We start from the raw sequence: 15,842 nt of genomic DNA, 5'->3' as shown, positions 1-15,842 counted from the left end.
ATAACTCTTAAGCCTCTGCGTTGGCCGGTTTCAGCGCCAGATTGGCGCACACCGGGTTGCTCTGTATATGAACCCGTTGTAAATGGCGGGCCGAGCGGGCGGTAAAGCCTTCACGCCCGTGCAGCAGCGAGAAGTTGTCTGCGATCACCACATCACCCTGCTGCCACTGGTGGGCGTAATAGTGGCGCGGATCGTAGAGATGCTGTTGCAGAGTCTGATGGAACGCTTCCTGCTGATCTTCCGGCACCCCGTGATATTCCAGCGCATGCTGGTTGAGGAATTTCTTCCCTTCTGTCGGCGGTTCGTTGTAACGCATGATCAGCCCACTACCGCTCGGGTGCGTCACCACCAGCGGTGAACACACCTCACCACCGTAGTGCACCACCTGCTTGATACGGTATGAGATAGACACCGTCAGCCACTGAGCCAGCTGCGACTCATCGGCATTGGCCAGCAGGCGCGTAGTATCGACAAAGGTAGTGCAACCGCCTTCATCCTGCGAGGGCGCGGCTACACAGTGAAACAGCTGAAATTCCGGGATGGTCGGTTTATACATGCCGTCCCAGTGCAGCGGCACATAGCTGCTGTCGAAAATATGGTCCTTGGCGTCTGGATGTTCTTTCACATCCAGCACCGCGCCGAAGGGCCACATCATGATCTCACCCCAATTGCCGGCATAACGGGTCAATACCCGCGGATCGGTAAAACCGGAATCGAAGCCGCGCAGCACCAACAGGTGATGCTGCTGTGCCAACGTCCGCAGCGCCGCTACCGGCAGCTCGCTGATGGATTGCCCCGGGCGTTCAGGGGTCAATACAGCGCCAAAGGGGCTATTGAGTTCAATACGGCAGTTCAATTGTTGATTGTCCATCGGTGACTCTCCTTGAAGCAAATTTGCTGCTCACACGGCAACCGTGCCGTTAAAAGACGCTCGCCAAGATAGCGGGCGTAAGGTGGCGCATTACACCACTTGAGGTTGTTCAATCAGGTAATGGCTTGGCGTACCGCGGATCGCCACCAATTCGCCCTCTAACTCCTGAGCGTCTTTGCGTTTCATCAGTACGAACTGTCCGTTGACGTTGGCCGCGACGCCGTGCCACGGTGTCAACCAGTCGTCCTTGGTTGGCATCATATGAATGCCTATTTTCAGACTGTCGGCAGGCTGCGGGTGGATCGACAAGCGGATCGCCGCCGGAAAATGCTGAGCCAGCAAATTACCCCAGGCCCAGCTGCGTTGGATCACGCCGCAGGCCCGCAGCTTGGCGTCTTTCTGCAACGCGGCATTCGAGCCGCTGTAGCCGGGCAGTTGACTGTCTTCATACAGGAAGCGGGTAATGGCGCGGTACAGTTGCAGCCCCTGCTCGCTTTCCATCAGCTGTTGTTTGATTGCCGACTCCGATTCGGCATAACCGTCGACCAGCAACTGGCGCAGCAAATCGTAGTCGTCGGTGTGTTCCGCCAGCCCTTCCACGTCCCCCAGGTTGAACACGCTCAGGTGCGTGGCCCCAACCTCATGCAGCAGAGTTTCAATTTCGCGCTGATAGTGGTTGATGGCATCGTCACTGACGCGGATTAAATCGCCGAAGACATGACCATCCGAACAGATGACAATATGCGCACCCGGCGGGTAATAAAGCTGAATACGCTGGCAGAGGGAATTAAGGAATATCAACGATAAGCGTTCCGCCATATCGGGTACCGCACCGATCACCTTATTGGTATTGGGTGATTTTGTCGGAAAGGCCGGCAGTACAAACTCGATCCGCCGTTGTTGTTCAATGAATGCCCGTATGCGCGGCAATTGCACCTGAGTGACGAGCAGCTCTTCCTCGGAGTTTGATGTTTCCATTCCTGGAAAACGACGCCGATATTGCAATAGCTCATGAAGGATCTTTAACGATATTTTTTCAATACGGGCACTGTCCACAATTAACTCCTGTTCAGATTATGGCGCAGGTGATTTATTCACAAACGCAATAAGACTTTTCGAAAAAAGAGGCATCACCAGGGAATAATACTCACTGCTGATATTTATCTGCTTCAGGCAATATAGAAGAGATGGTGCTATATTATTAGTCCGTATAATTAACAATCTTGGTTAAGTTGAACTTAACAAACTATGAGTAATATTCTAAAACGCATGGCCATTTTTTCTAAAGTTGTCGATTGCGGCGCGTTCAGCATGGCAGCCAAGGAATTAGGCATTACCACCTCTGCCGTCAGCCAGCATATCCGCCTGTTGGAAAACGAGCTCGGCATTCAATTACTTCTGCGTTCTACTCGCTCACTGAGCCTGACCGAAGCCGGGCTCTGTTTTTATGAAGATTGCGTTTTAATGCTGCATGCCGCCGAGCGGGGGCAACAACGTATCGCCGCCCTGCGCGGCGAACTGAGCGGTGAATTGCGCGTCGCGACCTCTACCGAGTTCGCCACTCACTATCTGGTGCCTGCACTGCAAAGCTTCCTTGATGAACACCCGCGCATCACGCTGAGGCTGGAGATCCACGACGAGAAAATCGACCTGATAGGACAGCGTATTGATCTGGCGATCCGTGGCGGTGTATTGGCTGATTCCAGTTACGTTTCAACCCGCCTTGCGCGCTTTCGTGAGGTATTATGTGCATCACCAGCCTACCTTGCGGGACATGGTATTCCCGAGAGCCCACAAGCGTTAACCCGGCATCAATGGGTGACTTTTACCCCCTTGGGCAACCCGCAATTTGTTCGCCTGCTCCACCACAACGGCGATGAGCATCGGCTACGAATGACCGGGCGTCTATTTACCAATAACGGTATGGCCATGAAAGAACTGGCGCTGGCGGGCAAAGGGATCATCCGTAATTTCTTTGTCAATGTTGAGCGTGAATTACACAATGGCGATTTGGTGGAAATCCTGCCTGAATGGCGATTACCAGAGATTAATTGCTATGCAATTATGCCGCGACGGGACAGCCAACCTTTAAAAGTTCGCCGTTTGCTTGAGCATATGAAAATCCATCTGCAGCAAAAGGAGAAAAATTCTTTAAACCAGTTGCGAACTTAATTAAATAAACAGTGTCTGCAACGACAATTAATTTAGTTATTTAACCTCTCAGCCCTTTGCTGACCAACACCAGACTTTATTTAGATTGCAGACTAATGATATTAGTCTTAATAACTTTATTACTGTCTATATAAGCACTTCATTTTTCATTAATTCAAATTGTCAGAACAAATTTGACTTTAAATAACAGAAAATTTGAATTACATCCTATTCCTTCCTCTCGATCTAATATTGCCCCCGTCCCCCGATCCCCAAATGCAAAACGGGGAGCCTAAGCTCCCCGTTCATTTATTTACCACTGTGGCCTAGTCAACCTGCCGGATATCGACCCGCAGCTCTTTTGGCACTTCAAACACGATATTCTCTTCACGGCCGCTGACTTCATGGACGTTAAGGCCGCCCAAGGCTTTCAGACGGGCGATCACGTCCTGTACCAGCACGTCAGGGGCGGACGCACCGGCGGTAACGCCGATGTTACTCGCGTTCTTCAGCCAGGCTTCCTGAATATCCGCGGCGGAATCGATCAGGTAGGCCGGCTTGCCAACGCGCTGAGCCAATTCAGCCAGACGGTTGGAGTTGGATGAGTTCTTCGAGCCCACCACTAACACCACGTCCGCATCCCCGGCCAGGTTCCGTACCGCTTCCTGGCGGTTGGTCGTGGCATAGCAGATGTCGTCCTTACGTGGCCCGATGATGCTCGGGAAGCGCTTGCGCAAGGCGTCGATCACGTCAGAAGTGTCATCCACCGACAGCGTGGTTTGCGTCATAAAGCACAGGTTGCTTTCATCCTTCACCTGCAGCTTCCACACGTCGTCCGGCGACTCAACCAGATACATGCCCCCCTTCGGGTTGCTGTACTGGCCCATGGTGCCTTCCACCTCCGGGTGGCCGGCATGGCCAATCAGGATCGCCTCAGTGCCACGACGGCTGGCGCGCGCCACCTCCATATGCACTTTGGTTACCAGCGGACAAGTTGCGTCAAACAGCATGGTCAGATCGCGCGCCTTAGCTTCCGCCCGTACCGCTTGGGAAACCCCGTGCGCCGAAAAGATCAGAATCGACCCATCCGGCACTTCACCGATCTCCTCAATAAACACCGCCCCGCGCTCGCGCAGGCTGTCCACCACATAGCGGTTATGCACCACTTCGTGGCGTACATAGATAGGCGCACCGTAAATTTCCAGTGCACGCTCTACTATACTGATCGCACGATCAACCCCGGCGCAGAAGCCACGTGGGTTAGCCAGCAATATTTGCATGCGTCTCCTCCTGCACGGGATCAATCTCCAGCACTTCAATATCGAAGCTCACCGGATGGCCCGCCAGCGGATGGTTGAAATCAACGGTAATCGAATCTTCCGCCACTTCACGCACCACGCCCGGCATTTCACTGCCGTCGACGGCGGTAAACAGCATGATAGTGCCCACATCCGGTACCCCAGTCTCCGCGAAATCGCGACGTGAGAAGTACTGGACCAGGTCCGGGTTCTCTGCACCGAATGCGGCTTCCGGCTGCAAGGTAAAGGCGCACTTGTCGCCCGCACGCAGGCCAATCAACTCCGCTTCCAGCGGTGCTGAGAGGCTGCCGTCACCCAGACGGAACAGCGCCGGTTTGCCGCTGCTGCGGGTAGATTCTGCGGTCGAACCGTCTTCCAGTTTCAGCGTGAAGTGAACCAGCACTGCGCTGCTACCGTTAACCTGAACCGTCATATTACTCACCTTTACTCTTTGCGCTTTTGCTCGCCGGCGACAAGAAGCCTTCCAGCACGATCATCGCCGCCCCCACGCAGATAAAGCTATCCGCCAGGTTGAAGGTCGGGTAGTGCCAGTCGCCTACGTAGAAGTCGATGAAATCGACCACGAACCCGTGCCACAGGCGATCGAACAGGTTGCCGAGCGCTCCGCCGATGATAAAAGCATAGGCAATATTGTTCAGCTTTTGCTGTGCCTGACTGCGGTACATCATCACCAACAGCACCGCAACGATAGCGACGGCGATGCCGGCAAAGAACCAGCGCTGCCAGCCGCCGTGATCGGCGAGGAAGCTGAAGGCGGCGCCGTAGTTGCGCGCATAAAACAGATTGAACGACGGGATCAGCGGCTGGGACTGGCCCAGCACAAAGTTACCGAGGATCCACTGTTTGCTGGCGAAATCCAGTACCAACACCACCACCACCAGCCACAGCCAGCGCAGACCGGTCGAACAGATTGGTTTACTCATTTAGGCAAACTTACGCTTTTCGCCGTCACCGGCTACGTTGATCACACAGCGGCCGCAAAGATCTGCATGCTCCGCCACCAGGCCGATATCGGTGGTGTAATGCCAGCAGCGCGGGCACTTCTCACCTTCTGCGGTGCTGAAGGCAATTTTCAGACCTTTCACCAATTCTGCTGTTTGTGCATCCGCCGGCGCATCGGCCAGTGGAGCAACGCGCGCCGCCGAGGTCAGCAACACAAAGCGCAGCTCATCCTGCAGACTGTTAAGACGTTCGGCCAGTTCGGCGTCGGCATACAGCGTGACCGCCGCTTCCAGAGAACCCCCCAGGCGTTTGTCGGCACGTGCCTGTTCCAGCACCTTGTTCACTTCGCCGCGCACTTTCAGCAGCTCGGCCCAGAAGGCGTCGTTCATGCCTTCACCTTCGGCCAAACCGAAGAGACCGTCGTACCACTCTTCTGTGAACACGTACTGCGCACGTTTGCCTGGCAGGAAGCTCCAGATTTCATCGGCGGTGAACGACATGATCGGCGCCATCCAGCGAACCAACGCTTCCGCGATGTGGAACAATGCGGTCTGGCAGCTGCGGCGAGCAACGCTGTCGCTCTTCGCGGTGTACTGACGATCCTTGATGATATCCAGGTAGAAGGAGCCCATCTCGACCGAGCAGAACTGCATCAGGCGCTGCACCACTTCATGGAAGTCATAGTTGGCGTAAGCCTGTTCGATATCCTTCTGCGCCGCCAGTGCACGGCCCACCGCCCAGCGATCCAGTACCACCATATCTTCCGGGGCCACGCAATCGGTGCTTGGCTCAAACCCGTTCAGGTTGGCCAACAGGAAACGCGCGGTGTTACGGATACGACGATAAGAATCGGCAGAACGCTTGAGGATCTCGTCGGACACCGCGATTTCACCGGTGTAGTCGGTAGACGCCACCCACAGGCGCAGGATGTCGCCACCCAGCTTGTTCATCACGTCTTGTGGACTGACGGTGTTGCCGATGGACTTGGACATCTTGCGGCCCTGACCGTCAACGGTGAAACCGTGGGTCAGCACTTCTTTGTATGGCGCCTTGCCCTTCATCGCGGTGGAAATCATCAACGATGACATAAACCAGCCGCGGTGCTGATCGGAGCCTTCCAGATACATGTCGGCACCGTGGCCCTGGAACTCAGGACGTACGTCAACCACGGAAGAGTGGGTAGAACCGGAGTCGAACCACACGTCCAGGGTGTCTGGCACTTTGACGTAGTCGGCAGCATCCGCGCCGAGAATATCGGCAGCGTCCAGATCCCACCAGGCTTGAATGCCGTCTTGCTCAACGCGCTTCGCCACTTCTTCCATCAGCTCAACGCTGCGTGGATGCAGTTGTTCGGTGTCTTTGTGCACAAACAGCGACATCGGCACGCCCCAGGTACGCTGACGCGAAATACACCAGTCCGGGCGATTGGCCACCATGGTTTCGATACGTGCCTGGCCCCATTCTGGGATCCACTGCACGCCTTTGATCTCTTCCAGCGACTGCTGACGCAGGCCTTTCTGGTCCATGCTGATGAACCACTGTGGCGTTGCGCGGAAGATGATCGGCGTTTTGTGGCGCCAGCAGCATGGATAGCTGTGAACCAGTTTTTCAACGTGCAACAGTGCGCCTTTCTCACGCAGCAGGTCTACGATCAGATCGTTGGCCTTGAAGACAAACTTGCCGTCCAGCAACGGATGAGTGCCGGTCAGGTAGCAGCCGTTCGGCCCTACCGGGTTGGCAATCTCCAGACCGTATTTCTGGCTGATGACAAAGTCATCCGGACCGTGGCCACCGGCGGTATGGACCGCACCGGTACCGGCATCCAGCGTGACGTGTTCGCCCATGATCGCCGGCACGTCGAAGCCCATGAACGGGTGTTCGAAGCGCATCAACTCCAGATCGGCGCCTTTGCAGCTGCCCAGCACGGTCCATGAGCTGATACCGGCGCGCTTCATCACGCTTTCTACCAGCTCAGCGGCCAGGATCAGGCATTGGCCTTCGACCTGCACCAGTTGATAAGCAAATTCAGGGTGCAAAGAGATCGCGCGGTTAGCCGGCAAGGTCCACGGCGTGGTGGTCCAGATCACCAGAGAAACCGGGCCGTTGAAGCTGGTGACGCCAAATTTGGCCGCCACGGCAGCCGCGTCAACCGCGTGGAAAGCCACATCGATCGACGGCGAAGTCTTGTCATAATATTCCACTTCCGCTTCCGCCAGCGAAGAGCGGCAGTCGGTACACCAGTGCACCGGCTTAGCGCCTTTCAGCAGGTGGCCGTTGTCGATGATTTTGCCCAACGCGCGGATGATATTGGCTTCGGTTTTGAAGTCCATGGTCAGGTACGGGTGATCCCAGTCGCCCAACACGCCCAGACGGATAAAGTCTTTTTTCTGGCCTTCAACCTGCTCAGCGGCGTACTCACGGCACTTCACACGGAATTCCGCGGCGGTGAGTTTCTCACCCGGTTTGCCGTACAGTTGCTCAACTTTCAGTTCGATCGGCAGGCCATGGCAGTCCCAACCCGGAACGTAAGGCGAGTCGAAGCCGGACATCCCTTTCGACTTGATAATAATGTCTTTGAGAATCTTGTTAACCGAGTGACCAATGTGAATGCTGCCGTTCGCATACGGAGGGCCGTCATGCAAAATGAAGGATTTTTTGCCCTTTTTGGCAGTACGAATAATCCCGTACAGATCCTGTTCATACCAACGTTGCAGCATGCCAGGTTCACGCTTGGCCAGATCGCCGCGCATCGGGAACCCTGTTTCCGGCAAGTTCAGGGTATTCTTGTAGTCACTCATGAGATTCTCGTTTCCGTTTTCGGCTATTTACCCGTCACACTTCAAGCTGCATCTTTGTTGGCTGCCCTTTCTTACCCGAATCACTTGCCTGTGCAAGCTCATCGGGGTTCGCGCGGTTGCCGCCACGATGCCACTCGAATTGTTTAGGGTAAACGATTAAACCAGTGTTTTTAACCCGAAAAACTTTCGGGCCGTCACCACATCATTGGCGATTTGCTGCTTCAGGGCATCGAGCGAAGCAAAACGCTGTTCATTGCGCAATTTCGCGCGGAGCACCACGTCTATATGGCGCCCGTAAAGATCCATTGTGACATCCAGCAGGTGGACTTCCAGCTGCTGACGTACACCGGCAACGGTTGGGCGCGTGCCGATATTGGCTACGCCAGGGAGCGGCTCAGGCCCCAGACCATAAACTTCTACCGCATAAACCCCTTTCACCGGGGCAACCAGGCGCTTCAGCGGCAGGTTGGCGGTCGGGAAGCCGATGGTGCGACCCAGCTCATCGCCGTGCACCACCCGACCAGAAATGCTGTACGGGTGGCCCAGCAGCGTCTCCGCCTGCGCCAGGTCGTCATCGCGCAGCGCATTGCGGATCGCCGTGCTGCTGATGCGTTGATCGCCCTCGCGGAAGGTCGGCGTGCTGATCACTTCAAAGCCGTATTCTTTCCCGGCTTTTTGCAATAGCGGAAAATCGCCCTGGCGGGTAGCGCCAAAGCGAAAATCATCCCCGACCATCAGGAATTTCACGCCCAGTTTTTCCACCAGCAGGTCGGCGACGAACGCCTGTGCCGTGTTGGCGGCAAAACGCGGATCAAACTTGACGCACAGCAGGTAATCAACCCCCGCCTGCGCCAGGTATTTGGCCTTGTCACGCAAACGCGTGAGACGGGCCGGTGCCTTGTCCGCTGCAAACATTTCCAGCGGCTGCGGCTCAAAGATCATGACCATCACTGGCAGCCCGAGGCGTTGCCCCTCTTGTTTCAGCTGCTCCAGCAACGCTTGGTGACCGCGGTGTACGCCGTCAAAGTTGCCGATGGTGAGCACGCAACCATGGTGGCGTGCCCGGATATTGTGAATGCCGCGAATTAGCTCCATAGCTGGCTCAAAACAGTGGAAATCGCCGGATTATACCTTGTACAGCGGTTAAGGTTAACCCGCGATTGGTGCCTTTATGTAATAGACATACCATACCGGAGATAATCTGCAGGTGAAACGCCCTAACCGCAGTTTATCCGGCGTCATCCGGGTGATTACCGACTGCGGCCAATGGGTTGCGACCACCGTGGCAAATCATTGGTGAATTTTCTCGCGAAAGACTGTATTCCCATGACCGAAGCTGGTAAAATCCTGCGCCATCACAACGTAGCAAGTGCCGCCCGTACAAACGGCGCTTATTTGCACAAATTCATTGACAAACGCAGGCTAAAAGGGCATATTCCTCGGCCTTCGAATTGTCCTCAATAGAATATATTTGGGAGTTGGACCTTGGCTAATATCAAATCAGCTAAGAAGCGCGCCGTACAGTCTGAGAAGCGTCGTAAGCATAACGCTAGCGGCCGCTCAATGATGCGTACCTACATCAAGAAAGTAGAAGCTGCTATCGCCACTGGCGACAAAGAAGCTGCGCAAGCTGCTTACGCTGTAATGAAACCAATCGTGGACCGCAAGGCTGCTAAAGGCCTGATCCACAAAAACAAAGCAGCACGCCATAAGTCAAACCTGTCGGCGCGCATCAACGCTTTGTAATAAGCATCGTGTTGTCTGCTTGAAAAAAAACCGGCTCAGGCCGGTTTTTTTACGTCTGCGCTACCCGGTCTAGTAGGCAAACAGCGCAGAGAAGTCCTTGTTGCACACCCGCTGTACCGCCGGATGCTGGATCATGCGCTCGGCAAAGATGATGTAGTACTCTTCCTGCACGCTATCAATACGTCCAATCTCCACCACGTCATCGTCGTTATAGGTATCTTGCGCATACAGCGTCGGAGCAACGAAGATCGCGTTGTGGTACATGCCAAAGGTTTTCATCAGGGCCGCATCGTCAAACTCGCCCAGGATTTCTACCTGAATGCCTTGGGTGTTAAACCAGTTAAGCAATTTACGTCCCAGCATCGAACGTCGGCCAGGGATCAACAATTTGCGCTGTTCCAGGCAGGCGGGGAACGGCAGGTCCGGCGCCGGCTGACGACAGAAGAAGCTGATGCCGCACTCACCCAGCTTAAGTGAAAACAGCCCTTCCTGCTGGCTGGAGTCCACCGGGCAGTCTGACAGGATCATATCGAGCTTATGCTGGCTGAGCTGCTCCAGCAGCATCTCATGCGTCGACTCAAAGCAACGCAGGTGAATTTGCTCATTATCCACCACCACCGCCGTTTCCAGCACCTGGCTCACCAAACGCTTGGACAGCGCATCCGCCACCCCAACGTCGAACAGCAGGTTGGATTCCTTGCGGTAGTTGACGATATCCAGCATTTCCTGGCTGAGCATAAACATCTTGTCGGCATAGCGGAACACCAGCTGCCCCAATTCAGAAGGCACCAGCCCACGCCCCTGCCGCTTGAACAGCTTGCCGTCCAAACGCTCTTCCAGCGCTTTGATCTGGCCTGTGATGGTCTGCGGCGTCAGAAACAACGCTTCGGCGGCGCCGACCACAGAACCTTCCTTGCAGACCTGCCAGAAGTAGTAAAGGTGATTAAAGTTGATATGCGACATCCTCACGAGGTGCTCTCCTTAACATTTCATCGCGGCGAACTTTCGACCGTGACGAGCGACTAATGTCCTTTCCCTGTTTCAGACAACCTGTTGCTGCATTCGTCCCAAACAGAACGGCCGAAGCTGCACATATTTTATACTGTGCAGCTCCGACCAGCTATTGTAGTGTGTCCCCGCAAACAGGGGATACCCTAAAGGGGTTATCTGACCCTTGGTAACGACATGCGCAACAGAGCGTACCCGACCACCGCCGCCGTAGTTGACCCAATCAGGATCCCCAGTCGCGAATAGGTGCTTAGTACAACATCCGCATCACCAAACGCCAGCGACGCGATGAAAATCGACATGGTGAAACCAATACCACAGAGCACAGAAACGGCAAACACCTGTTTGAAACCAATTCCTTCAGGCAACCTGGCAATCCCCAGCTTCACTGCCAACAGGCTAAAGGTGAAGATGCCCAACGGCTTACCGATAAACAGACCCGCCGCGATCCCGACCGGCAATAGCGAGGTCAGCCCGCTCAACGACACGCCCTGTAATGAAACGCCAGCGTTAGCGAAAGCAAACAGCGGCAGGATCATAAAGGCCACCCACGGATGCAGTTCATGCTCTAACGTTTCTGAAGGCGACGGGCCTTTCTTCACGTTCAGCGGGATCATAAAGCCGACGATCACCCCGGCGAGCGTTGCATGCACCCCGGATTTGAGGATAGCTACCCACAGCACCAGGCCGACAATCATATAGAGTGAGGTTTTCCCCACCCCGCGCCAGTTCATAAACGCCAGTACCGCAACAGCCGCCGCCGCCACGCCCAGCGCCGCCATCGAGACTTCGTGGGTATAGAACAGCGCGATAATCACGATCACGCCCAGGTCATCAATAATCGCCAGCGCCAGCAGGAACACCTTCAGGCTGGTTGGCACACGGTTACCCAACAGCGCCATCACCCCGAGGGCAAACGCAATATCGGTCGCCGCCGGGATTGCCCAGCCCTGACGAGTCACCTCGTCCGCGCCGTTGAACATCAGGTAAATCAGCGCCGGTGCCAGCATGCCGCCCAGCGCGGCAATTGCCGGGAAGACCGCCTTGTCGCGCCCGGCCAATGAGCCTTGCATCAGCTCACGCTTAACCTCCAGCCCCACCACCAAGAAAAAGATCGCCATCAGGCCATCGTTAATCCACAGCAGCAGCGGCTTGGCAATCTCCAGTGAAGACACCTTCACCATAACCGGTAAATTGAGGAAAGCGTGATAGATCCCCTGAGCCGGGGTATTGGCCATGATCAACGCAATAATCGCGGCGACTATCAGGATGATACCGCCCGCGGCCTCCTGACGTAAAAACTGACGAATAATGTTGGTCACAATACGTCTCTCCAGATCTGTGCGTAGCACATGGGCCCCGCAGACAAAGTAATGGAACGAGTATAGACGGCGATTTAGCTCGATAAAATACGTTTATAAATGCTTTAAACATCGTTAAAACCGATCTATTAACGATATATATCACACTTTTTATAGGGATATTGGTAAATGAATGTCAATAAAAAACCCCGGTTTTGACACCGGGGTTATGCAGAACGCTAACGGAGACAGAAGCTTAACGCGTCAGGTCATCAAAAAACTTTTTCACGCCGTCGAAGAAACTTTTCGAACGCGGACTGTTTTTATCACCGGAAGGGCCACCCAGGCTCTCCTCCAGTTCCTTCAGCAATTGCTTCTGCTTGTCGTTCAGGTTAACCGGGGTTTCCACCACTACACGGCACAGCAGGTCGCCCTGGCTGCCGCCACGTACCGATTTAACACCCTTGCCGCGCATGCGGAACAGTTTGCCGGTCTGGGTTTCTGTCGGTACTTTCAGCTTCACGCGGCCATCCAGCGTCGGCACTTCGATCTCACCACCCAATGCTGCCATCGCGAAGTTAATCGGTACTTCACAGTACAGGTTGTTGCCTTCACGCTCGAAGATCGGGTGAGCCTTCACCTGAACCTGAACGTACAGATCGCCAGCCGGTGCGCCGTGTTCGCCTGCTTCACCCTCACCCGCCAGGCGGATGCGGTCACCAGTATCCACGCCGGCCGGGATTTTCACCGACAGCGTTTTGGCTTTCTCTACCCGGCCGTGGCCATGGCAGCTGTTGCAAGGGTCTTTGATGATCTGACCGCGGCCATGGCAATGCGGACAGGCCTGCTGCACGGTAAAGAAGCCCTGGCGCATCTGCACCTGGCCCTGACCGTGACAGGTTGGACAGGTCACCGGCGAGCTGCCTGGCTTCGCGCCGCTGCCGTGACAAACACCACACTCTTCCAGCGTCGGAATGCGGATCTCTTTGGTCACGCCACGAACAGCTTCCTCGAGGGACAGCTCCATGTTGTAGCGCAGATCGGAACCGCGGCTGGCGCGTTGACGGCGGCCACCACCGAAGATGTCGCCAAATACGTCGCCAAAGATATCGCTGAAGTCGGCACCGCCGCCGCCAAACCCACCGCCACCGCCCATGCCGCCTTGTTCAAACGCCGCATGGCCGTATTGATCGTAGGCCGCACGCTTTTGATCGTCGGTCAGAACTTCGTACGCTTCCTTGACCTCTTTAAATCTGGCTTCGGCGTCCTGATCCTGGTTGCGGTCAGGATGGTACTTCATCGCCAGGCGTTTATACGCCTTTTTGATCTCACGTTCTTCCGCCGTCTTGGAGACGCCGAGAATCTCGTAATAGTCTTTCTTCGCCATTATTTCTGTAACCCTTAACATGCGTGCACGGGCGTAGAGTTGCCTCGACGCCCGTGCTGGTTTCCGGTAACGGCCTCTCAGCCGTTCCGTGCCCGCTTAAGGGCGATTATTTTTTGTCTTTAACTTCTTCGAACTCAGCGTCAACCACGTCGTCGTCTTTCTGCGCCGCGTTATCAGCACCGGCATCAGCACCTTGCTGAGCCTGCTGCGCCTGAGCCATTTCCAGCAGCTTGCCGGAAACCTGCACCAGAGCCTGGGTCTTAGCTTCGATCTCGGCTTTATCTTCGCCTTTAACCGCAACTTCCAGATCTTTCAGCGCCGCTTCGATAGCCGTTTTGTCTTCCGCCGGCAGTTTGTCGCCCGCTTCTTCTAACTGCTTACGGGTACCGTGGATCAGGTGGTCGGCCTGGTTACGGGTCTGCACCAGCTCTTCGAACTTACGGTCAGCTTCGGCGTTCACTTCAGCATCGCGCACCATTTTCTGGATTTCTTCTTCGTTCAGACCAGAAGAAGCCTTGATGGTGATCTTCTGCTCACGGCCGGTATTCTTGTCTTTGGCAGACACGTGCAGAATACCGTCGGCGTCGATGTCGAAGGTCACTTCGATTTGCGCCATACCGCGTGGAGCCGCCTGGATGCCGTCCAGATTGAACTGGCCCAGTGACTTGTTATCGTTAGCGCGTTTACGCTCACCCTGCAGCACGTGGATGGTTACCGCAGACTGGTTGTCTTCAGCGGTAGAGAACACCTGGCTGTGCTTGGTCGGGATGGTGGTGTTTTTGGTGATCAGCGGAGTCATCACGCTGCCCATGGTTTCGATACCCAGCGACAGCGGGGTAACGTCCAGCAACAGAACATCCTTCACATCACCGGCCAACACGCCGCCCTGTACCGCAGCACCCACCGCAACGGCTTCGTCCGGGTTAACGTCTTTACGCGGTTCTTTACCGAAGAAGTCAGCGACTTTCTTCTGAACCATTGGCATACGGGTCTGGCCGCCCACCAGGATCACGTCCTGAATGTCGGAAACCGACAGGCCAGCGTCTTTCAGAGCGACTTTCAGCGGCTCGATAGAACGCGCAACCAGATCTTCTACCAGCGACTCGAGTTTTGCACGGGTCACTTTGATGTTCATGTGTTTTGGACCGCTCGCATCTGCAGTAATGTACGGCAGGTTTACGTCGGTCTGCTGAGCTGAAGACAGTTCAATCTTCGCTTTCTCAGCGGCTTCTTTCAGACGCTGCATCGCCAACGGATCGTTGCGCAGGTCGAAACCTTGTTCTTTCTTGAACTCTTCCACCAGATAGTTGATCAGGCGGCTGTCGAAGTCTTCACCACCCAGGTGGGTATCACCGTTGGTTGCCAGAACTTCGAAGGTTTTTTCACCGTCAACTTCGTCGATTTCGATAATAGAGATATCGAAAGTACCGCCACCCAGGTCATAAACCGCGATGGTACGGTTGCCGACTTCTTTGTCCAGGCCGTAAGCCAGGGCCGCAGCGGTCGGTTCGTTGATGATACGTTTTACTTCCAGACCTGCGATACGGCCGGCGTCTTTGGTCGCCTGACGCTGTGCGTCGTTGAAGTATGCAGGTACGGTGATAACCGCTTCAGTTACCGGTTCACCCAGGTAATCTTCCGCCGTTTTCTTCATTTTCTTCAGCACTTCTGCAGAGATCTGCGGTGGTGCCACACGCTGGCCTTTCACTTCTACCCATGCGTCGCCGTTATCAGCAGCCACAATTTTGTACGGCATGATGTCTTTATCACGCTGTGCTTCTTCATCCTGGAAGCGACGGCCAATCAGGCGCTTGATCGCAAACAGGGTGTTTTGTGGGTTAGTAACAGCCTGACGCTTAGCAGGCTGGCCAACCAGAATTTCACCATCCTGGGTATATGCGATGATCGAAGGTGTAGTACGATCGCCTTCGCTGTTCTCCAGCACGCGCGCTTTACCACCATCCATAATTGCTACACAAGAGTTGGTAGTACCCAGGTCGATACCAATGATTTTGCCCATCTAAACGTCTCCACTAATAAATTCATATTCGGTCAGGTTGCTAACCTATATGCGGGCGAATTTTTGCTTTTCAACTGCCCGACATTTCAGACTTACCCGCGGTCAGCAACTGCGGTTGCAAATAAGATGGGGCCATACAATCCAGCATCAAGGGGCAGGGCAAAAAAAAATTCGTTTTTATCGTCACTCAGATCATTGTTTCCTGTTCTGGGGATCATTATGATGCCGCGCGCTCTGATGGAAGTTATAGGTTTTTCGGCCATTCAGACCATTTATGAATTTACCTATCCATTTTCGTT

General features: G+C 54.8%; 13 protein-coding genes. 2 read left to right on the top strand and 11 right to left on the bottom strand.

Annotated features, from left to right (window positions below; translation table 11 throughout):
• Nucleotides 1-7: 7 nt before the first annotated feature.
• Together AAZT04_RS19790 and pvcA are read right to left on the bottom strand one after the other, a co-directional pair.
• Entirely contained in the window at nucleotides 8-871 is an 864-nt protein-coding gene (locus AAZT04_RS19790) for a TauD/TfdA dioxygenase family protein (RefSeq protein ID WP_020825157.1), read from the bottom strand.
• Nucleotides 872-961: 90 nt separating this feature from the next.
• Complete coding sequence (gene pvcA / locus AAZT04_RS19785) at nucleotides 962-1,927, bottom strand: L-tyrosine isonitrile synthase (RefSeq protein WP_128865026.1); 966 nt, start codon at nucleotides 1,925-1,927, stop codon at nucleotides 962-964.
• A gap of 192 nt (nucleotides 1,928-2,119) precedes the next feature.
• Here pvcA and AAZT04_RS19780 point away from each other — a divergent pair, with 192 nt between their 5' ends.
• A complete protein-coding gene (locus tag AAZT04_RS19780) occupies nucleotides 2,120-3,043 on the top strand; it encodes a LysR family transcriptional regulator (protein ID WP_041414183.1) in 924 nt (307 codons plus the stop codon).
• Between the two features lie 305 nt (nucleotides 3,044-3,348).
• On the opposite strand, the gene ispH is transcribed toward AAZT04_RS19780, so the two are convergent.
• From ispH to ribF, 5 genes are all read right to left on the bottom strand, one after another.
• The gene (gene ispH, locus AAZT04_RS19775) at nucleotides 3,349-4,302 is read right to left on the bottom strand and encodes a 4-hydroxy-3-methylbut-2-enyl diphosphate reductase (RefSeq protein ID WP_020825154.1); all 954 of its coding nucleotides are present in this window, start codon (nucleotides 4,300-4,302) and stop codon (nucleotides 3,349-3,351) included.
• Nucleotides 4,283-4,753, bottom strand: coding sequence for an FKBP-type peptidyl-prolyl cis-trans isomerase (fkpB, locus tag AAZT04_RS19770; RefSeq protein WP_020825153.1), 471 nt, complete (start codon nucleotides 4,751-4,753; stop codon nucleotides 4,283-4,285). The genes ispH and fkpB overlap by 20 nt, the downstream gene beginning before the upstream one ends.
• A gap of 1 nt (nucleotide 4,754) precedes the next feature.
• Nucleotides 4,755-5,264: a signal peptidase II gene (gene lspA, locus AAZT04_RS19765; RefSeq protein WP_020825152.1), complete on the bottom strand. Its 510-nt coding sequence runs from the start codon at nucleotides 5,262-5,264 to the stop codon at nucleotides 4,755-4,757.
• The gene (ileS, locus tag AAZT04_RS19760) at nucleotides 5,265-8,081 is read right to left on the bottom strand and encodes an isoleucine--tRNA ligase (protein ID WP_261104339.1); all 2,817 of its coding nucleotides are present in this window, start codon (nucleotides 8,079-8,081) and stop codon (nucleotides 5,265-5,267) included.
• Nucleotides 8,082-8,237: 156 nt separating this feature from the next.
• Entirely contained in the window at nucleotides 8,238-9,176 is a 939-nt protein-coding gene (gene ribF / locus AAZT04_RS19755; protein WP_020825150.1) for a bifunctional riboflavin kinase/FAD synthetase, read from the bottom strand.
• A gap of 390 nt (nucleotides 9,177-9,566) precedes the next feature.
• On the opposite strand from ribF, the gene rpsT reads away from it, so the two are divergent.
• Nucleotides 9,567-9,827, top strand: coding sequence for a 30S ribosomal protein S20 (gene rpsT, locus AAZT04_RS19750; RefSeq protein ID WP_012005147.1), 261 nt, complete (start codon nucleotides 9,567-9,569; stop codon nucleotides 9,825-9,827).
• Between the two features lie 69 nt (nucleotides 9,828-9,896).
• Here rpsT and nhaR read toward each other — a convergent pair whose 3' ends face one another.
• The 4 genes from nhaR to dnaK all read right to left on the bottom strand — a co-directional run bounded on the left by nhaR (nucleotide 9,897) and on the right by dnaK (nucleotide 15,543).
• Nucleotides 9,897-10,796 carry a transcriptional activator NhaR gene (nhaR, locus tag AAZT04_RS19745; protein ID WP_004950031.1) on the bottom strand — a complete coding sequence of 300 codons (900 nt, stop codon included), beginning with the start codon at nucleotides 10,794-10,796 and terminating at the stop codon, nucleotides 9,897-9,899.
• Nucleotides 10,797-10,990: 194 nt separating this feature from the next.
• Nucleotides 10,991-12,157, bottom strand: coding sequence for a Na+/H+ antiporter NhaA (gene nhaA / locus AAZT04_RS19740; protein WP_020825149.1), 1,167 nt, complete (start codon nucleotides 12,155-12,157; stop codon nucleotides 10,991-10,993).
• Nucleotides 12,158-12,392: 235 nt separating this feature from the next.
• Nucleotides 12,393-13,523 carry a molecular chaperone DnaJ gene (gene dnaJ / locus AAZT04_RS19735; protein ID WP_020825148.1) on the bottom strand — a complete coding sequence of 377 codons (1,131 nt, stop codon included), beginning with the start codon at nucleotides 13,521-13,523 and terminating at the stop codon, nucleotides 12,393-12,395.
• 106 nt (nucleotides 13,524-13,629) lie between these two features.
• Complete coding sequence (dnaK, locus tag AAZT04_RS19730; protein WP_020825147.1) at nucleotides 13,630-15,543, bottom strand: molecular chaperone DnaK; 1,914 nt, start codon at nucleotides 15,541-15,543, stop codon at nucleotides 13,630-13,632.
• Between the last annotated feature and the right edge of the window lie 299 nt (nucleotides 15,544-15,842).

The sequence above is a fragment of the Serratia sp. Je.1.23.a genome (assembly GCF_051129805.1).
GTDB classification, from domain to species: Bacteria; Pseudomonadota; Gammaproteobacteria; order Enterobacterales; family Enterobacteriaceae; genus Serratia; species Serratia liquefaciens.
Note: the sequence above shows the minus strand (reverse complement) of the source record. Positions and strands in the feature narration are given on the sequence as shown.